The organism is Mesorhizobium sp. EU05-FHT14A09 (assembly GCF_058790995.1).
In genome coordinates this window covers 108959-135418 of the sequence record NZ_JBYTDF010000012.1, presented here as the reverse complement: position 1 = coordinate 135418, position 26460 = coordinate 108959, and the positions used below count along the sequence as shown (strand labels likewise).

18 protein-coding genes are annotated in these 26460 nt (G+C 62.0%); 7 read left to right on the top strand and 11 right to left on the bottom strand.

Annotation, left to right across the window (positions count from 1 at the left end):
* Positions 1 to 19 precede the first annotated feature (19 nt).
* The 5 genes from AC3WTO_RS28140 to AC3WTO_RS28120 form a co-directional block, all read right to left on the bottom strand.
* Positions 20 to 196, bottom strand: a complete 177-nt coding sequence (locus AC3WTO_RS28140; RefSeq protein WP_165358149.1) for a hypothetical protein — start codon at positions 194 to 196, stop codon at positions 20 to 22.
* Positions 197 to 229: 33 nt separating this feature from the next.
* The gene (locus AC3WTO_RS28135; RefSeq protein ID WP_492464190.1) at positions 230 to 835 is read right to left on the bottom strand and encodes a hypothetical protein; all 606 of its coding nucleotides are present in this window, start codon (positions 833 to 835) and stop codon (positions 230 to 232) included.
* 299 nt (positions 836 to 1134) lie between these two features.
* Complete coding sequence (locus AC3WTO_RS28130) at positions 1135 to 1509, bottom strand: nuclear transport factor 2 family protein (RefSeq protein ID WP_492464191.1); 375 nt, start codon at positions 1507 to 1509, stop codon at positions 1135 to 1137.
* A complete protein-coding gene (locus AC3WTO_RS28125; protein WP_492464192.1) occupies positions 1509 to 1964 on the bottom strand; it encodes a VOC family protein in 456 nt (151 codons plus the stop codon). The genes AC3WTO_RS28130 and AC3WTO_RS28125 overlap by 1 nt, the downstream gene beginning before the upstream one ends.
* A 35-nt stretch (positions 1965 to 1999) precedes the next feature.
* Positions 2000 to 2227, bottom strand: a complete 228-nt coding sequence (locus AC3WTO_RS28120) for a hypothetical protein (protein WP_492464193.1) — start codon at positions 2225 to 2227, stop codon at positions 2000 to 2002.
* Between the two features lie 139 nt (positions 2228 to 2366).
* On the opposite strand from AC3WTO_RS28120, the gene AC3WTO_RS28115 reads away from it, so the two are divergent.
* Both AC3WTO_RS28115 and AC3WTO_RS28110 read left to right on the top strand, forming a co-directional pair.
* Complete coding sequence (locus tag AC3WTO_RS28115) at positions 2367 to 3275, top strand: transcriptional regulator GcvA (RefSeq protein ID WP_492464194.1); 909 nt, start codon at positions 2367 to 2369, stop codon at positions 3273 to 3275.
* Positions 3276 to 3570: 295 nt separating this feature from the next.
* Positions 3571 to 3822 carry a hypothetical protein gene (locus AC3WTO_RS28110; RefSeq protein WP_492464195.1) on the top strand — a complete coding sequence of 84 codons (252 nt, stop codon included), beginning with the start codon at positions 3571 to 3573 and terminating at the stop codon, positions 3820 to 3822.
* 327 nt (positions 3823 to 4149) lie between these two features.
* Here the strand turns inward: AC3WTO_RS28110 and htpG are convergent, their stop codons facing one another.
* Positions 4150 to 6075, bottom strand: a complete 1926-nt coding sequence (gene htpG, locus AC3WTO_RS28105; protein WP_492464196.1) for a molecular chaperone HtpG — start codon at positions 6073 to 6075, stop codon at positions 4150 to 4152.
* A gap of 526 nt (positions 6076 to 6601) precedes the next feature.
* Here htpG and AC3WTO_RS28100 point away from each other — a divergent pair.
* Positions 6602 to 7738, top strand: a complete 1137-nt coding sequence (locus AC3WTO_RS28100) for a GGDEF domain-containing protein (protein ID WP_492464197.1) — start codon at positions 6602 to 6604, stop codon at positions 7736 to 7738.
* Positions 7739 to 7935: 197 nt separating this feature from the next.
* Positions 7936 to 11601 carry an autotransporter outer membrane beta-barrel domain-containing protein gene (locus AC3WTO_RS28095; protein ID WP_492464198.1) on the top strand — a complete coding sequence of 1222 codons (3666 nt, stop codon included), beginning with the start codon at positions 7936 to 7938 and terminating at the stop codon, positions 11599 to 11601.
* 188 nt (positions 11602 to 11789) lie between these two features.
* Here the strand turns inward: AC3WTO_RS28095 and AC3WTO_RS28090 are convergent, their stop codons facing one another.
* Together AC3WTO_RS28090 and AC3WTO_RS28085 are read right to left on the bottom strand one after the other, a co-directional pair.
* A complete protein-coding gene (locus tag AC3WTO_RS28090) occupies positions 11790 to 12548 on the bottom strand; it encodes a class I SAM-dependent methyltransferase (RefSeq protein ID WP_492464199.1) in 759 nt (252 codons plus the stop codon).
* 767 nt (positions 12549 to 13315) lie between these two features.
* Positions 13316 to 14269, bottom strand: coding sequence for a helix-turn-helix domain-containing protein (locus tag AC3WTO_RS28085; RefSeq protein ID WP_492558460.1), 954 nt, complete (start codon positions 14267 to 14269; stop codon positions 13316 to 13318).
* A gap of 531 nt (positions 14270 to 14800) precedes the next feature.
* Between AC3WTO_RS28085 and AC3WTO_RS28080 the strand changes: the two genes are divergently transcribed.
* Positions 14801 to 19270 carry an autotransporter domain-containing protein gene (locus tag AC3WTO_RS28080; protein WP_492464200.1) on the top strand — a complete coding sequence of 1490 codons (4470 nt, stop codon included), beginning with the start codon at positions 14801 to 14803 and terminating at the stop codon, positions 19268 to 19270.
* A gap of 313 nt (positions 19271 to 19583) precedes the next feature.
* Here AC3WTO_RS28080 and AC3WTO_RS28075 read toward each other — a convergent pair whose 3' ends face one another.
* From AC3WTO_RS28075 to AC3WTO_RS28065, 3 genes are all read right to left on the bottom strand, one after another.
* Positions 19584 to 20117, bottom strand: a complete 534-nt coding sequence (locus AC3WTO_RS28075; protein WP_492464201.1) for a GNAT family N-acetyltransferase — start codon at positions 20115 to 20117, stop codon at positions 19584 to 19586.
* Positions 20118 to 20179: 62 nt separating this feature from the next.
* Complete coding sequence (locus AC3WTO_RS28070; protein ID WP_492464202.1) at positions 20180 to 23302, bottom strand: multidrug efflux RND transporter permease subunit; 3123 nt, start codon at positions 23300 to 23302, stop codon at positions 20180 to 20182.
* A gap of 12 nt (positions 23303 to 23314) precedes the next feature.
* Positions 23315 to 24328 carry an efflux RND transporter periplasmic adaptor subunit gene (locus AC3WTO_RS28065; protein ID WP_492464203.1) on the bottom strand — a complete coding sequence of 338 codons (1014 nt, stop codon included), beginning with the start codon at positions 24326 to 24328 and terminating at the stop codon, positions 23315 to 23317.
* Positions 24329 to 24655: 327 nt separating this feature from the next.
* Here AC3WTO_RS28065 and AC3WTO_RS28060 point away from each other — a divergent pair, with 327 nt between their 5' ends.
* Positions 24656 to 25339: a response regulator gene (locus tag AC3WTO_RS28060; protein WP_492464204.1), complete on the top strand. Its 684-nt coding sequence runs from the start codon at positions 24656 to 24658 to the stop codon at positions 25337 to 25339.
* Between the two features lie 4 nt (positions 25340 to 25343).
* Positions 25344 to 26429 carry an ATP-binding protein gene (locus AC3WTO_RS28055; RefSeq protein ID WP_492464205.1) on the top strand — a complete coding sequence of 362 codons (1086 nt, stop codon included), beginning with the start codon at positions 25344 to 25346 and terminating at the stop codon, positions 26427 to 26429.
* The last annotated feature ends 31 nt before the right edge of the window (positions 26430 to 26460 follow it).

The following is a 26460-nucleotide window of genomic DNA, read 5'->3' as shown; positions in this document are numbered from 1 at the left end:
AGCGACTGCACTGATGTGGCTAGCCTTCCTGTCGCTGCGTGAGGTCAGGCAAGATGCGGGGTTCGCGCTTCGGTTCAGAGGCGCGGAATTCGCGCTCTCTCTTTTCCTTGAGCGCTTTCGCGAATGCAGGATCAGCGAGCAGCCGTGCGCGGAGAGCCAGCTCTTCTTCTGTAATATTGGGCAGCACCGTCGTCATTGGGCATAAGGTCCTTGCTGTGGCGGCTTGAACTTACCCCTTGGGTCGGGGCTGTCCTTTTTTCGGAAAGCCAGCCCAAGGCTTCCAACCGAGATATTCAACCTGTTGCGAGGCGTTAATGGTGGCGCACAGCTTGTCGGTCTTGCCGCCTTTGACGTTCGTCGAGATACGCCCCGACCCTTTCACTCCCGAAAGACGGGCGGAAACACTTACCGGATAAGGGCAGTTGTTTCGAAAGGTGACGCAGGAACATTTCTCACCTGAGCCGACGCAGGAAGTCAGCGTTTTTCCGAGCGTAAGACCGCAATAATCGCTGGATGCGACATCTCTGGATGGTGTGCTGGCCTGTCGCGATACCTGCCACTTGCAGGTTTCCGCCGTTCCGGCGCGCTGCGTGTAGGTTCCTGACATGGCTGACCCATTCACAGAGCCAGTGAACGTGCCACCGTTGCCGAACGAGTTGGAGTAGTCAAATCGGATGCTCTTGCCGGAAAGTCGGCCCGACGTGATCTGACCGTTCGTCATTCCGCCGGAAACGCCGCCGGCATCATCTATGGAAAGCTTGAGTGAACCAGACCCGTAGGAGCAGTTTATGCTGCCTACCCAAGTTGTGTCCGCATTCGCGACAGTCAGTGTCATAGAGACGGCGAACAAAGTCGCCAGAATTCGAAGTAGCATACTGTGTTCCCCCAGGCCTTGGGGAATTCTGCTCTAGCTCCGTCAAACAGACAAGTCGGAGCGAAAGCTCTTCAGAGATCGCGAGGTCCACGGCAGGCTTCGCCGCCTCGCATAACCAATTGCAGGAACTCAAAAGCCCAAAATCAGGCGAGATTTACGGCTTAGTTCGTCTCATTAGCGAGGAGGCTTGGGCACGGCGTCGGACACCCGGGCTTTCGCAAACGACGACGATATTTGCGTCCTTGAGTGACCTCTCTGAACTAACGCGATTGCGCGTAGACGGATTCTCGGATCATCTGCCAACCGCTCTTCTGGTGGCGCCAGAACTGGCTGAAGATCAGTTCGACTGGTTTGCCGTTGGCCTGCATGGTGCGCTTGCCGACCACCATGCCGATGTCGCGGCTCCTGCTCGCATGCAGATATTCAACGGTGTTCCCCTCCCGAGACGCCGCGTCCGTCTCGCACTGTCCCGCAAAGAACGAGATGATCGCATCCTTGTCCAACATCAGGGTCTCGCCGCTGCTGTCGAGCCGATGGATCAGAAAATCGTCGGCGTAAAGCGTCCGCAGCGCGTCGGGGTCGTTGCGTGCAGCGTCGTCCAGCCGCTGGGAGTTTGCAATGAGCTCGCGGTCCATCACTCCCCCCTGAAAGCCTGCTCGAGATCGGCGATGATGATCTTCTTCATCTTGTACATGGCCTGCATGGCACGCTCGGCTTTGGCCCGGTCCTTGTCGGCAATCATCTCGAGCAGGATCGTGGGCGTGATCTGCCAGTAGACGCCGAACCTGTCCGTCAGCCATCCGCAGGGCTGTTCGCGGCCGCCGTCGGCGATCAGCGCATTCCAGTAATAGTCGGTTTCGGCCTGGTCGCTGGTCTCGACCAGAAAGGAGAAGGCTTCGTTGTAGGTGACATGCGAGCCGGCGTTGAGGGCCTGGATCGGCATGCCAGCCAGTTCGAAACGCACAACCGACAGTTCCGGATCGGGCAATCTGGTTTGGCTCAGGACCCTCGAGTCCTTGAACACCGACCGATAAAATTCCATGGCCTCTTCGGCTTGGCCTTTGAACCAGAGGTGCGGGTAGATTTTCATGGCGTTGACCTTTCTGTCAGGGAATTCCGGGCCGATCACCGGTTGCGCGGCTGGATCGAGTTATCCCAGTCACGTTCGAAGCCGACATCCTGAAGACTGTGATCGGAGAAGCGCTCGAACCGCTTCATCGTCTGGCGATGTCGCAGTTTGCCCAACAGGTCATTGGCAGCGGCCGAAAGGCGGTTGCGCGGCGCGCCAATCGCGTCCGCGAGGTCGGCGGAGAGAGTTGGCCGCGCGTTCGCAGTTGCAGAAATGTTACTCATTGCAGAGGCCTTTCCGGGTTCGTGGGATGACTAGCAAGGGGTAAAGCCGCTTGCTTTCATGGGATAAGCATGTGCAATTTGGGGTTGGACGACAAACGACAAATTCTTCGAGATATGTAAATAGAAGTTACAAATAGCCATGGCTCGCAAGCTGCCACCCTTGACTGCTCTTCCCGCTTTCGACGCGGCCGCGCGTCACCTGAGCTTCACCAAGGCTGCTGATGAACTGCTCGTGACGCACGCGGCCATTAGCCGTGCGATCCGTAATTTGGAGGAGGTTTTGGGCACGCGGTTGTTTGAACGGCACACGCGCTCGGTGCGTCTCACGCCGCAAGGTGCTGCCTATGTTGCCGAGATCGGTCCGGCATTGGACCGCATTGGGGCTGCGACGATCGTTGCTTCGGCTTCAAGGTCGGCAGGCGTCCTCACGGTCAGCACGTCCGACGGCTTCGCAGGGCGCTGGCTTGTTCCGCGACTGCACCGTTTCCACCGCGCGCACCCGGATCTCGATGTGCGCCTCTCGACATCGGGCGTGCATGCCGATTTCGTCCGGGACGGGATCGATATCGCCATTCGCTATGGCATGGGCGATTACCAAGGGGTGACTTCGGAATTTCTGGCCGACGAGGATGTTTCGCCTGTCTGCAGCCCTTCATTGATCGAAGGAAAATACCCATTGCGCACACCAGCTGATCTTAAACATCACAGGCTCATCCACGACAATTTTCGGCTCGGTTGGGAGACGTGGTTCCGCGAGGCCGGCATCAATGACATCAAGCCAGATGCTGGCGTCAAATTCGACTCCGCCGTCTATGCTGTCGAAGCTGCTGTTCATGGCGAAGGCGTTCTTCTCGGCAGAAGCGCGCTCGTGTCAGCGGATCTGGCAGCAGGGCGGCTGGTGCGGCCGTTTGATATCTCTCTCAAATCGAGATGGAGGTACTATGTGGTCTATCCCGAAGGCGCATTGCGACAGAAGAAGATCAAAGCGTTTCGAGATTGGTTGTTTGCGGAAATGGCCGATCAACCACCGGGAATTCACTCCGTCTAAGCGCGCCTACCTTTGGTAGGCTCGACAGTCACCATCGGCAGAATTGTTTCCCCGGTCCTCCCGCAAGGTTCCGACTCAAGCACTTCTTGTTGCCACACAGTGCCGATAAGCGCGCCCAGCGCCCCATTTGATGGCGCGTCTCAGGTGACGCCCGCTCAGCTTCGGCTGGGCGGGCTTTGTTGATTTCAGAAGCGTTAAGGATTTTGGAACTTCGGGCGGAAAACTGACTTTTTGGGTTCGGGCAACGAGAGATGTCCGCAGGCAAAATGTTCGATCATATCAAACGGAGATACATATGACCGTCCAACGCTCGGCAATCAGCGGGATTGCCTTTCCCGGCGATATGGATGCGCTACACCGCATCTACGACAGCCTCTGCAATGAGCGTGGATTTTGTCATGGCAGCCCGGCTGCCCAGGATTTGGCCAGAGCGACGATGAGTCTGTTTTCCCAAGGCATCTCCGGCGAAAGCGAAATTCGGGAAAGCATCGCGATCTACCTGGGCCGAAAATCGCCAGCAGCAACTCTGTTGCACGGGGGACAGTGATGGCTTCGTTCAAGCCGGTAATGTCGCCGCGAGAGCTTATGAATTCCCCGTTTCCTGCATGCATCGCGGTGTAAAAGCGCTGCCCATGACCCTGCCGAACACGGCGAAAGCACAGTCGCAGGCGAAACGCATTGCGATCAAGTGCTGAAGCCACAGCCTGGGAAGCGGCCCAGGCCGCTTCCCAGGCTGTGCGTGCTTACCTACCGAGAATTGGCTTCCAGGCGTGGAGGTGCAGCCTCGCGCTGAGGCTGAATGACCTCGCCGAGCGGATGCCAGGCGGTCAACTTTCGGTCTGCCGGTAGCGAGCAACCCGGTGCTGACCTGGGCTCATGCATCCGAGCCACTCTCTCCAGGGGATGGCGGCGTCACTGCCAGGCTTCGCTCGATGAGTGTGGATATACGCTGCGAGAAGACCTTGGCATCTTTCGGCTTGTCGCCGTCGAGGATGCGGGCTTCATCATAAAGCAGATGAACCATATCCTGCCGGAACGGCAGGTCCTCGTCGCTGAGCTTCGCCAGCGCCAGAATGCGCTCGTGCCGAGGATTGATTTCAAGCACTGGCTTTATGGCTTTGTCGAGCCGTCCAGCGGCACTCAGCAGTCGCTCGATCTGGCGATCTGGTCCACCTTCCGGAGCCACCAGACAGACAGGGCTTTCGGTCAGGCGATCGGAGCTTTTCACATCCGAAAGCTCTTCGCCGAGGGTCGATTTCACGAAAGCGATGAATGTTGCAATCTCCTGGGTGGCTTCGGCATCGGGTTTTGCAGCGTCGTGTGGCAGCGCAATCTCGGACAGATCAGCGCCACCCTGCGTTACCGACTTGAACGGTTTGCCGTCGAACTCCGGCGCCATCGTCACCCAGAAACTGTCGACCGGGTCCGTCAACAGAAGGACCTCGACGCCACGTGCTTTGAACCCCTCAAGTTGCGGCGAGGCTTCGAGCCGGGCCTTGTCGTCGCCGGTCATGAAGTAGATCGCGGTCTGTCCGCCCTTCATGTCCGCGATATAGTCGGCGAGGCTGCGCCATGCTTCGCCGGATGTGGTCGAGTGGAAGCGAGCCAGTTTCAGCAACGGTTCGCGGCGTTCCCAATCCTCATACAGACCCTCCTTGAGGACGACACCGAAGTTCTCCCATATTTTCAAATAGCGCTCGCCGTCCGTGTCGGACAGTTTTGCCAGGTCACCGAGGATACGGTTGGTTACGCCCTTGCGGACTGCCGCCAGAAGCGGGCTGTCCTGGATCATCTCCCGTGAAAGGTTCAGCGGCAGATCGGCGGAATCGACGAGACCGCGCACGAAGCGCAGATAGCGTGGCACCAGATCCGCATCGCCGGTGATGAAGACCCGCCGCACATAGAGCTTCATGCGACCCTTGCGATCCTGATCGAACAAATCGAAGGGGCGCGAGCCCGGAATGAAGGCCAGCGTGTTATACTCGTGCCGTCCTTCGGCCTTGAAGTGAATGGTCTCGGCCGGTTCGTCATACAGGCCGGAAACGCCGCGATAGAAATCGGTATAGTCTTCAGGCTTGATGTCGCTCTTCGGCTTTACCCACAAGGCCGTGCCGTCCGCGATCTCTCGTCGGTCGGCTCCCGGCTTCTCGACCAGCGCGACCGGCACCGGCACATGGCCGGATTGTTCCTTGATCAATCCTTCGAGTTGATAGGGTTGCGTGTAGCTGGTGGCGTCCTCCATCAGGTGAAGAACGACACGGGTCCCGCGCCTGGGCGCATCCGCAATCGGGGCCGGCGCGATTTCGTATAAGCCCTTGCCGTCGGAAGACCAGCGCCAGGCCGTTTCAGTTCCTGCCTTGCGCGTGATGACGTCAACTTTGTCAGCAACCATGAAGGCCGAATAGAAGCCTACGCCGAACTGACCGATCAGTTCGGCGCCTTCTCCAGCTTTCGCAGCCTCGATACGCTCCATGAAGGCACGCGTGCCAGAGCGCGCGATCGTCCCAAGCGCCTCGACCAGTTCGTCGCGGCTCATGCCGATGCCATTGTCCTCGACGGTCAGACGTTTTTGGTCGGGATCCGCGGAAATGGTGATGGCAGGCTTGGCATCGCCGCCGAGCAGCTCCGGCCTGGCGATAGCCTCGTATCGCAGTTTCTCGCAGGCATCGGCAGCATTGGAAATCAGTTCGCGCAGGAACACGCTCCGGTCGGAATAGACCGAATGCACCATCATATGGAGAAGGCGTGAAACATCGGCTTCGAAGGATAGGGTCTCGGCTTCTTTCACATCTGTCGTCATGGAAGATTACCTGCTGCAAGTGAATAGGGTAGACGGCCGATGAGATGGCCAAATGCGAGCGTGCTTTCAAGTGTCTTTCGTCTTGGTCGAGAGGGCGTGTGCGCTTCGTATTGCTGAACTCTTCAGCCGGCGAATGCTACTTTTGCCCCCGGCGCGGGAAGGCATGACGCCGGAGGTGAATGCCATCTCGTTGATGTGGTTGACGGCATGCGCGGGCATTGGCGAACCGTGTCAGGTATTCATGGCTGACACATGTGGGCGCGCAACTCGTACTGCTTGAGGGCCCGCCCGGTTTATCGGTCGTCGCGTAACTCGCAACGGCTCACCTCATTGGCCGGCGACACGAGGCGTGTTTCCATGTCAGAAAATATTGGGAAAGTTGAACGAACGTCCTGATAAGAGTTCTGTCTCAGGGTGACACGAAAACCGCTGTCGGAGCTATTCACCGGATATTGACAGAACTCGCGTTATTGCCCTCTCTGAGGATAGACCCAGTTCAGAGCATAGTCGTCATGTGCGGTAGGATATGAGTTATCAGGACGTCATCGGACTGCTTAATACAAGCATGTCTGTCATATTCTGCGTATCAATGTTCTTTCTTTGGCGTCACCATGGCAACCTTACCTACATAGGAATATTCGCTCTCTCATACGCGATCAGGGCTATCTGCTTCGGCGTATTCTACTTCGCGTTTGCGTTGCAGGATCCGGTGCTGCGGCTTCTGGCCAACGTATTCTTGATGTTATCGATGGTTTTGTTGTCGTTCGGGCTGTCGAGCCGGCGCGGACGACGACCTCGCTACAGCATTCTCCTCATCATTGCTGCAGTCGCGTTAGGCGCGCTTTATTACTATCAGTTCGTGGAGCAAAGTCTGCTGGCACGAGTGATCTATCTCAATGGCGGGCTCGCTGCCGTTGGCCTGGTGATGTTGCTGGATGTCGCGGCACGGCCCATTCGCACGCCAGTTGAGCAGGTGCTGCTCGGCCTGATACTCATTTCGTGTGTCGGGTTTCTTCTGCGCCCCCTGTTCTTGCTCGCTTCCAGCGATGCGGCCGGGCCTGTCGAAGGGGCCTATTGGCTCGTTGTTTCAATATCTGACGCTCTCATATGCGCGATGACTGCTGTCGGGATATTCGCAGTGATCGCAAGCGACGTCATGGATGGCATCAAATCGGATGCCCAGGTCGACGCGCTGTCAGGCCTGTTCAATCGCCGCGGCTTTGAAGCGCGCGTGGTGAATGCGCTGGCGCGGCAGACAGCAGAGGCACCGGCTGCGATGATCCTGAGCGATCTCGATCACTTCAAATCCATCAACGATCGCTTTGGACACAGCAGCGGTGACAAGATCATCCGTGTCTTTTCCGAAACCCTGAAGGACAAAGCTCCGGGAGATGCGATCGTCGCCCGCTTGGGCGGGGAGGAGTTTGCGGTGCTGCTTCCCCCAGGACAGGCCATCGTCGCGCAGGCCGTTGCGGAGGCCACTCGCTCCGCGTTCAAGGAAATCGCGCCAGCTATCCTTTCGAATGAATTTGGCCCGACAGCCAGCTTCGGCATCGCAGTCGCATCAAAGGGCGAAGATCTCCTATCTTTGCTCGATCGTGCAGATCGTGCGCTCTATCAAGCAAAAAGCGGAGGACGCGATTGCATTCGGCAGGCTGACTAGAAAAACCGTGAGCGCCTTTCTAATTCCGCCTTCCACCCTGGAGACGGATCTAAGCCGGCGGCCCCACAAGACTTACGCAAGGATAAGAGGAGATGCTTGCGTCGCCATCGGCCTGTGGTGATTCGGGTAGGGGGAACCGCGACTTGAGTGCAGCTGCCGTTACCAGCTCCGACGCTTTCGTAAGCAGAGCAGCCAGAATGGCGCTGCTGCATTCTGCCTGCTTCCATCGCACCACTGTGGCCGCCGCGATGACGGTGCTCCTGCCTTCGGCGGAAGCGCTTGCGCAATGCGCCCCGCCGCCACCTGCGGCGGTGAGCATCTCCTCCGGCAACTGCGAAGATCCGGCGTTCACCGCGCGAGAGAGCGCGGGCACCGTGGTCGAGGTCACCGGCACCGGGAGTTATAGCGCCACCTCTACCCATCTTCTGGTAACGAACAGCGGCTACGGCGCGCATGCGACCGGCGGCGGAACAATCTCGTTCACCGGCCTGCCTAACGATAGCACTACGCTGAGCGAAATCACGACTTATGGCTTGGGCAGCCACGCCCTCTATGCCGAGGGTGGCGGACTGATCACCGGTGACAACATCGCCATCTACACAAACGACGCCGGCGCTTATGGCGTCGGCGCGGTGGGAGCCGCTAGCAGCGTAACGTTGTCCGATGGCGCGGTAAACACTTTCGGGGACGGCTCGCATGGCGCCTATGCGGCGAGCGGTGGGACGATCATTCTGACCAGAACCGATATCCAGACCTACGGCGCGGGTGCTTCCGCTGTCTTCGTGGACGCCGGAGGCTCGATCATCCTCAACAACCTGAACACGTACAGCAACGGAGACAATGGTCCGGGCGCCGTCGCCTCCGGTGCCGGCAGCAGCCTCACCCTCAACAAGACCTACGTAAACATCCGCGGCAACGGCAGTGCCGGTCTGTCCGCCATCGGCGGGGGAATGGTCACCATGAACGGTGGGGCCATCGCGAGCGGCGACTATTACGGCGGCACCGTCATTGCCAACACACCGGGCATCGTCGCCCGGGGCACCGGCAGCAGCATCCAGGTCAGCAATGGCGCAACTTCCGCCACCTATGGCGCGAACAGCCCCGGTGTCTGGGCAGACGCCGGAGCCACGATCGACTTTTCGGGCTACGGCATCTTCACCTATCAACCCAATTCTCCCGGCGCGGCGGCAAGTGGGGCGGGCAGCACGGTCACCCTGACCGACACCATCGTGCGCACGTCCGGCCCTTCGAGCGCTGGCCTGCTTGTCACCGACGCTGGAACAATCACCGTGACGAATACCGAGGTCACCACCGGCTTCAGGGTGACCGGTGGCAACCCGCCAGTCCTCCAGTTCCCAGATGCCCAGATCGGCTTGGAGGCGCATGGCGCCGAGGTGGTCGGTGCCGGCAGCCGATTGCAAGCCGAGAATGCTGACATCACAACGAATGGTGATGGTGCCGTCGGCGTGAGGATCAGCCAGGGCGGCATAGCCTCAATTTTCGGTAGTACCATTGCAACCAGGGGTGATGATACCATTACGGCCGGCGGCGCCGATGGTTTGCGCGTGAACGATGCCGGAAGTCATGGTGTCGTGACCGGCACTTCGATAACCACCGCGGGCATGAATGGCGTAGGCTTGCATGCCAGGGCGGGCGGCACAATCGTCGCCAAGGATGTTAGGCTCGCAACACAAGGGCAGAACGCCCGCGGCGTCCAGGCACAGGAGCCTGACAGCACCATAGCCCTGACGCGTACCGCCATCATCACCGGAGGCACCGGTGCCGCGGGCGTCCAGGCCGACAATGGGGGCACGGTGCAGATCGCCGGCGGTTCGGTTGCCACGACTGGCAGCACTGCGCATGGATTTGCCGCCATCAACGGCGGCACAGTCAATGCCGCCGGCACTGCGGTCTCAGCGACCGGTGCCGGATCGACGGCGATTTACCTTGCCGGTAAGGGTCCGAGTGCGATCTCTGTCACCGGTGGCAGCCTAACCGCCACGGATGGCGCGATCATCCGGGCGGAGGGCGGCGACGGCACCGTCTCGATCAGCGGCGGAACAACGATAAACCCGGCCATCGTGAACGGTCGGCTATTGCTGGCGCAGGTAACCGAGGATGCCGCGGCCAACCCGGCCAAGCTGACGCTGAACATCACCGGATTGCCTTCGCTGACCGGCGACATCATCGTCGATCCCTCGACCCTCAGCTACAGTCTCAGCAACAGCAATTGGACCGGCAATCTGCTGCTGACCGGCTCGGGCAACACCGCCACCGCCAGCCTGACCACGGCGCGATGGACCGGCGCCCTTTTGGCCGATGCCGACAACACCGCCGATGTGGCGCTGGCGCAAGGCAGCCTCTGGACCGGCCTGGCGCGGAACGCGACCGATGTTGCCATCGATGGCAGCAGCGCCTGGAATGTGACCGGGGATTCCAACGCGACCGGCACGGTGACCAATGCCGGCCTGATCCAGTTCCTCGCACGACCGGGAGCCTACAGCACGCTGACGGTCCGCAACTATGCCGGCAACAACGGCCGCATCGGCTTCAACACCTATCTTGGCTCGGACAACTCGCCGAGCAACCTGCTGGTGATCGATGGCGGCCGGGCAAGCGGCACGTCGTCGGTGCTGGTGGACAATGCGGGCGGTCCAGGTGCGCAGACCGTGGCAGATGGCATCCGGCTGGTGCAGGTGACCCGTAATGGCACCACCGCGACGAACGCCTTCACGCTCGGCCAGCGCGTCGCCGCAGGCGCCTATGAGTACCAGCTCTTCCGCGGCGGCAGCACCAGCGCCGATGATTGGTTCCTGCGCTCCCATCTCATCGACACGCCCACGACCCCGACGGCGCCGAGCGGTCCGGACATCCCGCTCTACCGTCCGGAGGTGGCGCTCTATGCACCGATCCCGGCGATCGGCCGGCAGATGGGGCTCGCGACCCTCGGCACCCTGCATGAGCGTGTCGGCGAGGAAGAGAACATCCGGAATTTGACCGGCCGCGGCTACGTCAATGGCGGCTGGGGCCGCGTCTTCGGGGAAAACACGCGCAACCAGTGGGACGGTACCGTCGACAGCCGTGCTGCCGGCGACCTCGTCGGAATACAGGCCGGCCTCGACGTCATCCGCACCGATCCCTATGCCGGCGGTCATCGCGACCATCTCGGCGTCTATGGTGCGTATACCGATTACAGTGCGCACTCGGTCTCCGGCTTTGCCCTCGGTATCGAGAACCTTCGTGTCGGCCGTCTGTCGATGGCAGGACCTTCTCTCGGCGCCTACTGGACCCATTTCGGACCAAGCGGCTGGTATGTCGACGCCGTCTTCCAGGGCAGCTGGTACGACATAAACGCGCGCTCGGACTACGGCGCCACGCTGTCCACCGACGCCACCGGCTACACCGCTTCCGTTGAGGCTGGTTATCCGATCCGCTTCGGCGAAGGCAATCGCTGGCAGATCGAGCCGCAGGCGCAGATCATCTCCCAAACCATCTCGGTCAACCGCTCCAGCGACGCCTACTCCGGCGTGAGCTGGGACGAGGGCCATGCCTGGACGGGACGGCTCGGGGCACGGCTGCAATATACCGATGAGGATGCGCAAGGCAGGCTCTGGCAGCCTTATGCGCGGGTCAATCTCTGGCACGCCTTCTCCGGCAATGAAAGCGCGATCTTCGGCTCCGCCTCACCCTCCATCGAGACCCGTTTTGGCGATACCGCACTCGAGCTCGGCGGCGGTGTAACCGCGCGGGTTAACCAGAATGTGAGCATCTACGGACAAGGCTCCTACCGCTGGTCGCTCGATGGCAATCGCAGTCGCCAGACCGCAACCGCAGGCACCGTCGGCATCCGTTTGAATTGGTAGCTGAGACAATCGAGGCGGGAAGCATTCCTGCATCGCTGGCTCGGCATGACAGCAAGGCCGTCATCTCGGACATCCAGCCTGCCTTTGGGTTTCCTGAAAGCTGCCGTTCGCATCGTCAGACCGGATTGCAGCAGACTTGGCGGACGTTGCAGATACCCAAGTCCGGGTAGCTGAAAGCGTATGTCAGGTCATTCGGGGCGGAGCGCCTCGAAACTGATGATTTCGTCGTCTTTGTGCGGTGCTCTTCCATGCTGATAGTTGCCTGACACCACGACATCGACAAAGCCCGCGCGCTCAAGCGCCATCGTGAGCTCTTCGACGCCCCACCACCGCAACTTGAATAAATCGAGTTCGGATTTCGCAAGGTTTCCATCTTGCCAGAGTTCATAGCGCAGACAGGCGAGCGTGGTCTGCGCGACATAGTCTGTTTCAACCCGATGATCCGTGAGTGTCAGCAGATCGCCATCCTCTGTTTTCCAACGCCGGACCGAACCGGTCGGCCCAAGGAAACTACCTATGGGGTCGAGATCTAGGATCAATTTTCCGCGGGGAACCAGGTGATCATAAAACCGTCTCAGCACAGCGATCGCCGATGTCGTATCCGTCACCAACTGAAACGACCCCGCCGGGATGATGATGGCTGCAAAGCTTCTGCCATAGGAGAAGTCTTCGAAGGTCTGTCGTGTTACGCTTGCGGAAAGGTTTCTCTTCCTGCATTCGTCCAGGCAGTAGCCAAGCATCTCGTCGGATGCATCGAACCCTTCGATCGAAAACCCTGACTCGAGCAGTGGCACATAAACGCGACCGTTGCCGACAGCAGGTTCCAGGATCGGGCCTTCGGATTCGCCAAGGCGTTGCCGATAATATTCAACATCGCCGAATGAACGCCCGACCGGTTTGTCCAGATTATAGACCCAGGAAGCCAGTGTCCCGTAACGATTGTTCATTCCAGCCTCGTAGGATCGATTTAGCCGCGCTGCTTCCGCCCTACTCGAAATCAGCTGCCATAAACTTAAAGAAAACGATCCTCGCCAATTGCAAGTAACCGTAAATGGGGCGCGAACGGACCTTCGCGCAAGCGATGGCGCTGGTCTTGTTGAGAAGGAGTCAGTGGCTGCAGGGGGCGTTGAGAGGGCAGCGACAGCGGGCAAATGGCACGCTGTCGGGGGCCCGTCATCACGCGCCTGCATGCAGACGGATGGCTCGTGCCGGTAACCGCCTTGAATTGCCGCGGACGGAGGAGGTCACCATCGAGAATGAATTTGCTCGCCGCCTCGGCCCCATTGGTCAGACCACCGTGTCGAGTAGCCGGCCCTCAATATGACTTCCTGACTTGCTATCGTTGCAAGTAAGAAATTCGTTCCTGGCCGGTTGGCTGGGAACGCGACGTCCAATCCGCCGTTCACACAACTCTGCTTAAGCACGAAAGCAGCCGTTGGACCTGCATCCGGTCCCGCCTTCACATCGGCGTCTGGAGCAGAGATGCCAATCTTGTCGCTTGATCTTTGCATTGACCCTTCCGGATAGCCTGTCCGCTGTCCGCTGTCCGCTGTCCGCTATCGGCGATATAGGCGTGCTGCGCGCGGCGGCCCGCGGTTACCCTTTGGGGAACGTTGGCGATGGGGCCGCTATCGGCATGATGGCTCAATGCCGGATAGGGGGCACGAGCATTTTTGCGCATCCCAGGGATGCCTCGGGCGCAGCGTATGCGACATCAAGAGGGCGCTGTGCGCGCTGAATGAGCTTTCGCCGCCACGTCCACCCACCACCGGTTCACGACGTCCGGACTGGTCAGCTGGTTTTGCGCTGATGCCTCGAGTTGCATCCTGCGATATTCGCTTGCGGTCGTGCCGAACCGTTGACGGAAAGTGCGGCTGAAATGGGCTTCGCTGTTGAAGCCGAGATCTGCGGCTATTCGGGACAGTTTGCGTGTTTCGAGGGGATCGCTCAGGGCCGCTCGCACCGCGATGAGCCGACGTTCCTGAACATAGCGCATGATGCCACCCCGTCGGGCGAAGGCGCGGTAGAGCGATGCCCGCGAGATGCCAAGCTTCTCAGCAAGGAAATCCGGGGAGAGTTTGCCGATGGCAAGATTGTCACGGATTGCGGCCTCCGCCAGCGACAAGAGGTCATCATCGGTGTGGCGCGAACTTCTGGATGTGAAGTCCGGCTGCAGCAACAGCCGTCGCAGGAAATCAGCGGTGTCGGAAACAGCGCGTGTGACCTCGTCCTGCGAAATGTGCGTGCTGCGCTCCTGAAGCGACCGCATATGGGCAACAAGGAGTTCGTTGCGCCTTGCGTCGAGCCGTGGTTTCAGCGTGCCCGGCGCTATTTCGCCCAACATCCTTCGTGGAACAATGAGTGATAAGGTGTTGGAAGCAAACGCGCGGGTCCGCACCTCATGCGCCAGGTCGATCACCGCAACCTTCCCAGGGCCGATGGAGACCTGCTCTCCTGATATCTTTCCGTTGAAACCACCGCTCATATAAAGGTGCAGCAAGATGTGATCGGGTGTCGAAACGATGCGCTGTCCATCCCGGATGAACATCTGCGGTCCGAACGACACCTTGGCGATGACAATGTCACCCAGAATAGCGCCGTTCGCCGATCCAGCGGGCAGGGTTTTGCTGCGTGTCCACGGTTTCGGCTCGAACAGGGGAGACAACACTGCGCTCCAGGTCGCAAAGGCCTGATCCGGATCCAGCCCGGTCGTCACATAATAAAGTCTGGGTATGGTCATGCTTCGGAAGAGACTCTCTAGTCGATGGCGCCGACCGCGACAGGAGGGGATGAAGCAAGCTGCTGCGACCGACGTGTTGTAGGCGGCAGGATGCCTCAGTTCCGTATCTCGTCGCGCCCCCGGATGTTTAAATTTTCGCGAAAAATTTGATCAAGCGTCTCAAGCGGCGAACAGGCTGTGCCTGGCTGCTGACATCTCCGCGGAACTTATGTTTTCAAGCACCCGGAAATGGGGATGACGCCGCCATCGCGGCGTCTGCTTGGGTGGGTAAAATTGCATATTCTTTCTGACGGGATCACTTCAGCTTCGCGCGTCGTGAAGGCTTTCGAGCGTTTTCACTCATCAACGGAAGGCCTGCGCGAGGGGCCGTCCCGGCCTTCCGTAATGCGTGCCAAGGTGTTTGCAAACCATGCATGGCGTCGAGGCCTGCTCGTCTGCACCGCTCTTTTCACCGTAGGGATGATCGCGACCGACGCTGTCGCGCAATCGACGGGTGGTCGTGGCGGCGATGGCAATCACGACAGCTATGGAGGCGCCGGCCAGACGTTCGGGGTTGCGGGAGCGGCGGGCGGAGACTCGATATATTATCGGGGCGGTGGCGGCGGCGGCGGCGCGGGCGCTGCAGGCGGCAAGGGTGGCTCCAACACAGGTAGCGGCGGGACGGCTGGCACCGATGGCAATAGCGGCAGCCCGATCGGCGCAAACGGCGGCGACGGTGGCAGCGCCAACTATGGCGGCGGCGGTGGTGGTGGTGGCGGCGGAAACGGAATTCGGTTCTCCGCGGCCGGCATGCAGACGACAATCACCGCAACCGGTGGCAACGGCGGTACCGGCGGCACGACCTTCTACAACAACTCCGGGGCCGGTGGCGGTGGTGGCTCGGGCGGTTACGGTGTTGGCGCGACTGGAGGCGCGCTGAACCTGAATGTATTCGGTACGGTCAAGGGCGGTAATGGCGGCACCGGCGGAACCGGCTACGGCGACCGAAACAGCGGCGGCTCCAGTGGTAGCGGTGGCGACGGCGGCGGCGGTATCTATTTCGGATCGGCCGGATCGACGCTCAACCTGGCCGCCGGATCGGTCATTGGTGGCAATGGTGGCGCAGGCGGCATTGGCGGTCGCGGCAATGGTGCTTCCGGGCGCGGCGGTAACGGCATCGATTTCAATGGCGCCGTCAACAATACGGTATCCACGCTGGCGGGTACCACGATCAAGGGTGGCAATGGCGCGTCCGGTGGGGCCGGCGGCGTCGGTATCGTCGGCAGCAGCATCACCATCATCAATGACGGCATGATCGCCGGCGGATATTCGAACCTCGGCGGCGCCGGCGCCGTGCAGGCAGACGCGATAAGCTTCACCGGCGGCGCCAACAGTCTGAGGCTCGGCAGCACGGGAACGATCGATGGCAACATCGGTGTCACGGGAAGCCTCGCCATCGATGCCGGTACGATGGCTCCCCCTAGCGTAACGCTTGGCAACATCATCCACGACACCACAGCCGCCGGCAGCCTCGTCAAGGTCGGCGAGGGCAGGCTGGTGCTGACGGGCACGAATACCTACACCGGCAGTACCACCTTCGCGGCCGGCACGCTCACTGCCGGAAGCGCCGGGGCGCTCGGGACAACAGGTGCCCTCAGCTTTACGGGCGGCACGCTGCAATACAGCGCCGCCAATCAGACTGATTATTCGAGCCGGCTCTCGACCGCCGCCGGGCAACAATACAGCGTCGACACCAATGGCCAGAACGTCAGCTGGGCGGCGGATTTGGCGTCTTCGGGCGGTAGCCTCACCAAATCGGGCGCCGGCACGCTGACCCTCACCGGGGGCACCGGCTATACCGGTGACACCGTCGTGGCGGGCGGCACCTTGCGGTTCGGCGACGGCGCCCGCGGCGGCACCAGCCTTAGCGGTTCCATCACTGTTGTCGGCGGTGCTGCTGTATCTTTCGAAACACCAGGCAGCTTCGACATCGGCGGGCGGGTCGAGCTTGGCGACACAGCTGTGCTGTCGACAAGGGCCGGCGCCGGCCAGCCACTGCTGAAGACCGGAGGCCTCAAGATTGGGGCGGATGTCAACTTCAACCTCAGTGGGATCGGCGATCGGAGCGGTGCTAACCAGGTACTGATCGACAGCAACTCAGTCATTCAGGGCGACTTCGCCACGATCAGCGTTGGCGGTTTCAGCGGCACGGTCGATTATATGACCGTGAACACGCGGAAGTCTGCCGATGGCAAGCAGTATCTGGCCAGCTACGATCTGAGCTGGACTGCCAACAACAACCTGGCGCACGGCACTTTCACCCTGGCCGACGCTGCGAACAGCTTCACCGTCGGGGCTGATCTCGCTGACCGGACGGCAAATCCTGTCACGGGTTGGGATGGGAAAGCGCTGACCAAGACAGGCGCTGGCACGCTCATCCTGGCGGGCGAGAACACCTATAGTGGCGGTACGACGATTGCCGCCGGCACGCTGCAGGTCGGTGAGGGCGGCCGGGGTTCGATCGCCGGAGATATCGTCAACGAAGGTACCCTTGCCTTTTATCGTTCCGGCACGCTGGCAATGAACGGGGCCATCTCTGGCAGCGGCAAGCTCAGGCAACAGGGTGCGGGAACGGTGGTGTTGTCCGGCATCAACAGTTACCGCGGCGGTACCGTCATGGACGCGGGCACGCTTTCGGTTTCGGCCGATGCCAATCTGGGCGATCTGTCGGGTGGTCTCGCTTTCCACGGCGGCACGTTGAACACCACCGGCAGTTTCGACACGGGTCGCGCGGTAACACTCGGTTCGAGCGGTCGCTTCGATGTTGCCGCAAACACCTTGCTCAGCCTGTCGGGCGCAGTGTCCGGCGGCGGTGATCTGATCAAGGCTGGCGCGGGCACACTGAAGCTCAGCAATGGCGGCAATGCCTACGGCAACACGTTTGTCGAAGCAGGCTCGCTGACAGGTAACGCCTCAACAATCTCCGGGCGGATCGGCAATGCTGCAACGATGGTGTTCGACCAGGTTTCGGACGGGACCTTTGCCGGCGACATCGGCGCGCTCAACGGCAACCGGGGCATCATGATCAAGCGGGGTGCTGGCGAGCTGATGCTGACGGGCACGTCCGCCCTGGATTGGTCGGTCGAAAAGGGAAAGCTGTCGACCACAGCAAGTCGCTTCGGTGGCAATGTCATGATCGGCGCCGGTGCCGGTGTCACCTTCGACGAACAGGTTGACGCCCTCTATTCAGGAGCGATTTCTGGTACCGGCAACCTGACCAAGACCGGATCTGGCACATTGAAGCTTGCCGGTGACAGTTCCGGTTTCGTCGGGTCGACATCGATTGCCAAAGGCATCCTGTCGGTGGACGGTTCGCTCGGCGGTTCGATCCGTGTGATGCCCGGAGCCCGCCTGCAAGGCAAAGGCACCATAAGTGAGCTCACCGTTGCGGCTGGCAGCACCATCGCGCCAGGCAATTCGATCGGCACGCTCAACGTGGCCGGCGATGTCTCCCTGGCAGCGGGGGCAATTTATGAAGTGGAAGTCGCAGGCAATGGGACGAGCGATCGCATTGCCGCAAAAGGCAAGGCGACGGTCGACGGCGCCAAGGTGGCCGTAACGGCACTGGATGCCGCGACAAGCTATCAAGACGGCCAGAGTTACACGATCCTGACGGCAGGCGGCGGTATCGCCGGTGGTTTCGAGCCGGCCGTGCTTTCGCGCTCGGCATTTCTGGATGCGACGCTCGCTCAGGGAAAGAATGCGGTCGATCTGAAGATCGTCGTCAAGGGCGCCAAACCAACAGGACCGGTGTTCGAGAAGGCCGCCAATACTTTCAATCGTCACCAGACCGCAGCTGCGCTCGACAGGCTTCGGCAGAGTGGCCAGTCGCTTGCGCTTTACAACAAACTGCTGCCGCTCTCGATCGAGGAAGCGCGGTTGGCCTTCGATGGGCTGTCGGGCGAAATCCACGCTTCGACGGTGACGGCCCTGATCGAAGACAGTCGCTTCACGCGCGAAGCCATCAACGATCGCCTGCGTGCTGCTTTCGAGACGGTCGGCGCCCAGCCGCTGCTGGGTTATGGTGATGACGCCAAGGAGATCGCCACGGCTTCGGCTTCTTTCGAACGTTATGGCGCCTGGGGCTCGGTATTGGGCTCGTGGGGCCATTTCGGCGGCGACGGCAATGCCGCCAGTCTGTCGCGCTCGACCGGTGGTTTTGTCACCGGCGTCGATGGCCTGATCACCGACGATGTCCGGCTTGGTTTCCTCGCCGGCTACAGCCATTCGTCGCTGAAGATCGATGATCGCAGGTCATCGGCTTCGATAGGCAACTACCATCTTGGTCTCTACGGCGGCACACAACTCGGTGCACTCTCTTTCCGTTCCGGCCTTGCCTATACGTGGAGTGAGATCGATAGCAGCCGGCAGGTCTCGTTCCCCGGCTTCACAGACGGCCTCGCAGGCGGCTATCGCGCCGGCACCACGCAGGTCTTCGGCGAACTCGGCTACAGCATGAAGGCTGGCGGCATCGCCTTCGAGCCCTTCGCCAACCTGGCTTACGTCAACGTCCACACCAACAGCCTCACCGAAACGGGTGGGACATCGGCACTCACCGTGTGGAGCGGCTCCAACGACAACACCTTCGCAACGCTTGGGCTTCGTGCCTCGACCGACTTCGAACTCGGCACGACGAAGGCGGCGGTGCACGGCACGATCGGCTGGCGCCACGCCTATGGCGATATCACGCCAACGGTCAACCAAGCCTTCACCGGCTCCAATGCGTTCCAGATCGTCGGTGCACCGATCGCGAAGGACGCAGCCGTCATCGAAGCGGGGCTCGACTTCACCGTCGCGCCACGCGCAACGCTAGGGATTACCTATCACGGCGAACTCGGCTCCAAGGTCAGCGACCACGGCGTGCGTGCGGATTTGAGTGTGAAGTTCTAAGGGCCGGGCACCCGACTTGCTTGCGGTTGCGCACGCGCGGGGGGCGCACCGGGAACCCAGGTGTAATTGATAGGGCTATTCTACGCTCTCACTGAGAGGTGGCCTATCACCTTCGTGGAGGAAGCGGTCAAACTGGGTTTCTGTGCCTAAGCGAAAGCAAATTCGTGAGAGGCATGATCTGGAGAGAAGCTTGCCGCGGTGAAGCGACCGGCAGCTTTGCGCCCTAATTTCAGACTTTCAATCCGTTCAATCGCTATCCGGAAAGCGGACGTAACCAATGGGTGCGCTGGATTTCTGGCTCGATCTCATTGGATCACATGCGCTTCTCGAAGCGGAACATCCCGTCGTCACCCGGCAGGCCCGGGCCACCGGGATGATGCGGGTCCGGGTGGCGCGGGTTGTAGTATTCCACGATGCTGAACCCGCAGATGTTGACATAGAAGTGGATGTTGCGCTTCTCGAAATACGGCGTGTGGGTCGTCCAGACCTTGGTGGCGGAATAGTGCTTCTCGATCGCGGTCCACGCCTTGCGGCCGAGGCCCCGGCCGATCTCGCCGGCGCGGACGAAGAAGAAGTCGAGCGAGTTATGCTGGGTCTTGGCATCGATCGACACGACGGCGCCGCCGACCCACCGCTCGTCCTCCAGGATGCGGTGCACCACGGCGTTCGGCGCCTCGAAGGAAGCGGCCACGTCTTCGTTGGACGGAACCAGTCCGTCGCTGGCCGACCCGAACGCCTTGAGGGCGGCGATTGCGAAGGCTTCCTGCAGATCCTTTCGAAAACGGGACAGGTCGGCTTTTCTGGCGATGTCGAGCGTGACACGGCTTTCGTTCGGCGAGGTTGCCATGAAAATTCTCCAGATTGAGGCAATAACCGGCGCCCGCGTTCGGCTGATCGAGCCCCGGAGACCTATGTCTTGACCGTAGCCCCTCCAGCTCCGCCTTCAACCGGCGCCTTTCGGCCTGCCCGTCGCATGATCAGGACGAAGAACACGGGCACGAAGAGTACGGCAAGCACGGTGCTCGAGATCATTCCACCGAACAGGCCCGTGCCAAGGGCGTTCTGCGTTTCGGAGCTTGGCCCCTTGGCGATCACCAGCGGCACGATGCCGAGCGTAAAGGCGAGCGAGGTCATGACGATCGGGCGCAGCCGCAGCCGGGCCGCTTCGACGGCCGCGTCACGGAGCGATCGTCCATCCTCGTGCAGCTTGCGGGCGAACTCCACGATCAGCACCGCGTTCTTGGCCGACAGGCCGATCAGGGTGATCAGTCCGACCTTGAAGAACACGTCGTTCTCGAAGCCGCGCAGATGCACCGCCGCGACTGTCCCCAGGATGCCGAGCGGCACAACCAGCATGACCGAGAGCGGAATGGCCCAACTCTCGTAGAGGGCGGCCAGCACCAGGAAAACGACGAGGAAGGAGAACGCGACCAGCAGCGGCGCCTGCGCGCCGGACTGACGCTCCTGGAGGGACTGCCCGGTCCATTCCACGGCGAAGCCGGCGGGAAGTTGCGCAGCGACTCGCTCGATCTCGCCCATCGCGCTGCCGCTCGACACGCCGGGCGCGGCGTCTCCTGAGATGCTGAGCGAGGGATAGCCGTTGTAGCGATTGAGCTGCAGCGGCCCGACGGACCATTGCGGCGTCACCACCTCGGACAGGGGAACCATCCCGCCCTTGTCGTTGCGCACAGCGAGTTTCAGCACGTCCTCGACCTGCATGCGGTCCTTTGCCTGCGCCTGCACGATGACCTGCTGCAGGATTCCCGCGCGCGGAAAATCGTTCACGTAGGTCGACCCCATGGTGGAGGCGAGCACGTCGCTGATGGCCGAGAAGGAAACCCCGAGCGCGCCGGCCTTCTGGCGGTCGACGCGCAGGTTGACGCTTGGCCCGTTGGGCAGGCCGTCCACGCGCACGTTGCGCACGAGCTTGCTTTGCCCGGCGAGCGCGATCAGCTTCTCTGCCGCGTCCCGCAACGCCGCCGCGTCGCGCCCGGCGCGGTCGACGAGGCGGAGCGAGACGCCGGATGTCGTGCCCAGTTCCTCGATGGCCGCTGGCTTCATGACGAGAACCTCGCCTTCCGTCGTCTCCCGCATCGCCTGTTCGGCCGCCGCGATTTCCTCGTCGGTGCTTCCGCTGCGCGCATCAAAGTCTCGCAGCGTCGTGAAGGACATCGCGGCGTTGGGTCCCGAGCCGGAAAAGCCGAAGCCCATGATTGACAAGTTGTTGGCTATGTCGGGACGCGTCGCGGCGTGACGGTCGAAGCGCTCGACGAGCGCCTGGGTTCGCTCGGAGGTTGCGTCGGCCGGCAGTGTGAAGGAGGTCATGAACGTGCCCTGATCCTCGTCCGGTACGAATGCGGTCGGCAGCGTGCCGTAGCCCAGCGCCACCGCGCCGACGAGGGCGCCGTAGACCAGCATGACGCGTCCGGCCCGCCTCACGAGCCAGCCGACCCATGACGTATAGCGTCGCGTCAGCCTTTCGAAGCTACGGTTGAACCAGGCAAAGAAGCCCTTGCGCTGATGATGAGGCGATGCCGGCTTCAGGATCGTGGCGCAAAGCGCGGGCGTCAGGCTGAGGGCCAGGAAAGCGGAAAACAGGATCGAAACTGCGAGCGAGACCGTGAACTGGCGGTAGATGGCGCCGACCGAGCCGCCTGCGAGACCCATGGGCAGGAACACGGCCGTGAGGACCAGCGTGATGCCGACGACGGCTCCCGTGATCTCACGCATGGCGCGGCGGGTGGCCTCGCGTGGCGAAAGGCCCTCGGTCGCCATGAGCCGTTCGACGTTTTCCACCACGACGATCGCATCGTCGACGATGATTCCTATAGCAAGCACCATGCCGAACATCGTCAGGACGTTGATCGAATAACCGATTGCCCACATCACCGCGAAGGTGCCGAGCAGCGCGATCGGCGCGACGATGGCCGGGATCAGCGTGTAGCGAATGCTCTGGAGGAAAAGGAGCATGATCAGGAACACCAGCACCATAGCCTCGGCGAGCGTCTGCACCACCTTCGAGATGGAGAGCTTCACGAAGGGCGCCGTGTCGTAGGAAACGGCATAGGTCACGCCCTTCGGCATCGAGGGCGCGAGCTCGGCAAGGCGCGCCTTGACACCTTCCGAGGTCGAGACGGCGTTGGCGCCGGGGGCGAGCTGGATAGCCGCGGCGGTGGCCGGCTTTCCGCCGTCGAAGATCGAGAATCCGATCGTCTGCGGGCCGATCTGGATCTTGGCCACGTCGCCGAGCGTCAGCTTCGAACCGTCCGGATTTGAATGCAGGACGATGGCGGCGAACTCCTCGGGCGTCTTCAACTGCCCGTCGAGGCCGAGCGGCACGCTGATCATCTGGCCGGCCACCGCGGGCGCCACGCCGAGGCGGCCGGGCGCCACCTGGAGGTTCTGGGCCTGGATGGCCTGCGTGATCTCGGCCATCGAGACAGCGTAGGAAACGAGCCGGGCCGGATCGACCCAAACGCGCATGGCCGCCTCCGAGCCGAAGGACTGGACGCGCCCGACGCCCGGCACGCGCTTGAGCTCCGGGGCGAGTCCGCGCACCAGATAGTCTTCCAGCGCAATCGAATCGGCTTTGCCGCCTTCGGAGCGCATAGAGACGATCATCAGGAACCCGGACGTGACGCCCTCCACGGAAAGGCCGGAGCGCCGGACGGGCTCGGGCAGGCGCTGCTCGACGGCCTTCAGCCGGTTCTGGACATCGATCTGGGCGAGTTCCGGGTCGGTGCCGGGCTTGAAGGTGACGGTTATGCTGGCGTTGCCGGCTGAGTCGGACGACGATTCGAAATAGAGGACGTTCTTCACGGCGGTCAGCTCGCGCTCGATCGGCGCCGTGACGCTGTCGTTTATCGTCTGCGGGCTGGCCCCAGTGTAGGTGGCGTAGATGTTGACGCTCGGTGGCGCGATGACGGGAAAGCGCGAGACCGGAAGCTGCGGGAGCGAGACGAGACCGGCCAGCACGATGAAAATCGCGATGACCCATGCGAAGACCGGTCGCTCTATGAAGAACTGAGGCATCGCACAGTCTCCTCAGCTGTCGCTCTTGGCAGAGGCAGGAAGGTAGGGGACGAGCTCCAGCGGTTGGCCTGCTTCCGTCCGATCTTGGCCCTGCACGACCACGGTCTCGCCGGCCTTCAGTCCGGACAGGATGACATACTGGCGATCGACCAGCGCTCCCAATTCGACGTCGCGGCTGCTGGCCGTCTTGTCGTTTGCGATGACCGTGAGTTGGGCTCGCCCCGAGGCATCGCGACGTACGGCCTGTTGCGGTACGGTCAAAGCATCGGGATAGACGGCGCTGGGCACCCTCACGCGCAGATACATGCCCGGCAGTAACTGCCGGTCAGGGTTGGGCACCTCCACGCGCATGGCGATGCTGCCGGTGCCGGGATCTACCGTGCTCTCGGAATAGAGCACCTTACCCGGGAACCCATAGGGCTTGCCGGTGATCGTCAGGATGTCGACCGGAAGCACGCCGGCATCCTCACTGCGGCTGCTGTCGGCCGTCTCTTCCAATTGCTCCCGACGCATCGAGGGCTGCCGGACATCGACATAGACGCGGTCGATCTGCTGGACAACGGCGAGCGCCATCGCGGCGCCGACGGAAGCGAGGCTACCTTCGGTGGCGAGCGCTTGCCCGATGCGCCCAGCGATAGGGCTTCGGACAGTCGAATGCGACAGTTCGAGTTCGCGGCGCGTCAGGTTGGCCTTGGCCTCAGCGACGCCCGCGCGTGCCTGCGCCAGCGTCGCTGTCGCGTCGCCGAGTGCGGCGACGCTCGCGGTCCGCGCTTCAGCCAGCGCCTGGACCCGTTCATGCTTGACGGTCGCGTTGAGGAGATCCGCCTCTGCCCGGGCCAGAACCGCGGAAGCAGCTTCGACGTCGGCGGCGAACGGCGCGGGATCGATCTGGAACAGGGGCCGGCCGGACGGCACTTCGGAGCCTTCGGTGAAGAGCACCTTCTGCACGATGCCGTTGACCTGGGGACGTATCTCGGTGGTTCTCAGGGCCGATACGCGGCCGGGCAGTTCGTCGTAGACGACCACCCAGCGCGGCTGTACCGTCAGGACGGCGATGCGGAGGGGGGGGCCACGGCTTTCGCGGTCGTGCTGTCCGCCTGAGGGCTTTCCGTCGCGTCCGTGCAGGCGCAGAGAACCAGCGCCGTGGCCGCGACGAGCGCATATGTCAGGGGTGGGCGAATGCGCATCGGTGGGGTCATCCGTGAAAGCGGCCCCGTCGCTGCGGGCGTCGGCGCGTCTATCGGTCCGCCGGGTTGCCGCTGTGTGGAGGTTATGTTGCGATTTGATGGAGGCGGGCATGGGGCGCTCGACGCAGGCCGCGCCGGATGGCATTCCTTGTTAACGGAGCACGCGATGACAGCCCTCGTTCTGATAGCGGAAGACGATGACGAGATTTCAACGATCCTGGACGCCTACCTCGTGCGGGAGGGATTTCGGACGGTGCAAGCGCGCGAAGGTCGCACGGCTCTCGACCTGCACCTCGCGCTGAAGCCGGACCTCGTCCTTCTCGACGTCACGATGCCCCGGCTCGACGGATGGGAGGTCTTGGCGGAACTGCGGCGCCGGGGAAACACCCCCGTTATCATGATCACTGCGCTCGACAAGGACATCGACCGGCTGCAGGGCCTGCGCATCGGGGCGGACGACTATGTGGTCAAACCGTTCAACCCGATCGAGGTCGTCGCCCGCGCCAAGGCCGTCCTTCGCCGCTCGGGCCTTGCGGTTGCGTCGGGCGTCCTGCGGGTGGGCGATCTCGCGATCGACCTCGACGCCTACCAGGCGAGCTTCGGCGCCGGTGACGAGACGACACGGCTTGCGCTGACGCTGACTGAATTCCGCATCCTCGCCCACATGGCGCGCAGCCCGGCCAGGGTCTTCACAAGAGGCGAACTGATCGACGCGTGCCTGCCTGACTCCGACGCGCTCGACCGCACGGTGGACAGTCACGTCAGCAAGCTGCGCAGGAAGCTCGAACAGGCGGGAGCCACGGACCTGCTGCCCGGGGTGCGCGGCATAGGCTACCGGCTGTCGGCCTGACGCGATGGACCCGCGCACCGGATTGAGCCGGCAGATCCTCATCGCCATGTCGGCCATTACCGTGGCGGCCGGGCTGCTGGTCTTTTTCGGAACCTATTTCCTCTACAGCTTGATCGTTGCCTTCTACCCCGCGCCGGAGTCGGCGGACAGCTGGTTTACGGCGACCGACCTTGGTATCCTGGGTATCGTGATCCTCGTCACGTTACCGATCGCGGCCGTGGTTTCGCTGCGTCTCGCACGCCGGATCCTCCAGCCACTTGAGTCGCTTGCCCTGAGCGCACGGCGGATAACGGCAGGTGACCTGACCGCCCGCGCATCGGCCGGAGACCGGGGGCTTGGCGAGACAGCGGCCCTAATCGACGATTTCAACACGATGGCGCAGCGGCTACAGGACATGGCCGCCGACATGGCCCTTTGGAATGCCACCATCGCGCATGAGTTGCGCACCCCGCTGACCATCCTGAAGGGACGCCTGCAGGGCATCATCGATGGGATGTTCGAGCCGGACGAGCGCTCGCTGCGGGGGCTGATCCTCCAGGTGGACGGATTGGCCCGGCTGGTCGAAGACCTGCGGACGGTGACGCTCGCCGACAGCGGCCATCTGGATCTCCGCATCGAACCGATCCGTCTCGCGCGAGAAATCGACCAGATGGCCGAGCTGATGGCGCATGACCTGCATGCCGGCGGCTTCCGCCTGAAACTCGACTTGGCCGATTTGACCGTGGAGGCGGATCCGACGCGCATTCGCCAGGGCCTGCTGGCGCTCGTCACCAACGCGCGGCGCTATGCGGTTCGGGGCACGATCACGATCCGCCTCGCCGAGACCGACGACGAAATTCTGCTGAGCGTTGCCGACGAGGGCCCGGGGCTCTCGCCGGAGATGGCGACCCGCGTCTTCGATCCGTTCGTCCGCGGCGATCAGCTACGCTCAGGGGAGCCGCGCGGCAACGGGCTCGGCCTGTCGGTCGTTCGCTCCATCGTGGAGGCGCATGGCGGAAGTCTTCGCTACCGCAGCGCGCCCGGCGGCGGCGCGCTGTTCGAGATGGTCTTGGCGAAGACGAGGCGTTCCCCCGCCGCACAAGATATATAGTCGGAGCGCTGCGGGAGCACCGCCGCGCATT

Coding starts and splice junctions, on each gene's coding strand:
- AC3WTO_RS28055 (WP_492464205.1), top strand. CDS start 25,344: ATGGACCCGCGCACCGGATTGAGCCGGCAGATCCTCATCGCCATGTCG.
- AC3WTO_RS28140 (WP_165358149.1), bottom strand. CDS start 196: ATGACGACGGTGCTGCCCAATATTACAGAAGAAGAGCTGGCTCTCCGC.
- AC3WTO_RS28070 (WP_492464202.1), bottom strand. CDS start 23,302: ATGCCTCAGTTCTTCATAGAGCGACCGGTCTTCGCATGGGTCATCGCG.
- AC3WTO_RS28075 (WP_492464201.1), bottom strand. CDS start 20,117: ATGGCAACCTCGCCGAACGAAAGCCGTGTCACGCTCGACATCGCCAGA.
- AC3WTO_RS28100 (WP_492464197.1), top strand. CDS start 6,602: ATGAGTTATCAGGACGTCATCGGACTGCTTAATACAAGCATGTCTGTC.
- AC3WTO_RS28080 (WP_492464200.1), top strand. CDS start 14,801: ATGATCGCGACCGACGCTGTCGCGCAATCGACGGGTGGTCGTGGCGGC.
- AC3WTO_RS28135 (WP_492464190.1), bottom strand. CDS start 835: ATGACACTGACTGTCGCGAATGCGGACACAACTTGGGTAGGCAGCATA.
- AC3WTO_RS28060 (WP_492464204.1), top strand. CDS start 24,656: ATGACAGCCCTCGTTCTGATAGCGGAAGACGATGACGAGATTTCAACG.
- AC3WTO_RS28125 (WP_492464192.1), bottom strand. CDS start 1,964: ATGAAAATCTACCCGCACCTCTGGTTCAAAGGCCAAGCCGAAGAGGCC.
- AC3WTO_RS28130 (WP_492464191.1), bottom strand. CDS start 1,509: ATGGACCGCGAGCTCATTGCAAACTCCCAGCGGCTGGACGACGCTGCA.
- AC3WTO_RS28095 (WP_492464198.1), top strand. CDS start 7,936: ATGGCGCTGCTGCATTCTGCCTGCTTCCATCGCACCACTGTGGCCGCC.
- AC3WTO_RS28110 (WP_492464195.1), top strand. CDS start 3,571: ATGACCGTCCAACGCTCGGCAATCAGCGGGATTGCCTTTCCCGGCGAT.
- AC3WTO_RS28115 (WP_492464194.1), top strand. CDS start 2,367: ATGGCTCGCAAGCTGCCACCCTTGACTGCTCTTCCCGCTTTCGACGCG.
- AC3WTO_RS28120 (WP_492464193.1), bottom strand. CDS start 2,227: ATGAGTAACATTTCTGCAACTGCGAACGCGCGGCCAACTCTCTCCGCC.
- AC3WTO_RS28090 (WP_492464199.1), bottom strand. CDS start 12,548: ATGAACAATCGTTACGGGACACTGGCTTCCTGGGTCTATAATCTGGAC.
- htpG (WP_492464196.1), bottom strand. CDS start 6,075: ATGACGACAGATGTGAAAGAAGCCGAGACCCTATCCTTCGAAGCCGAT.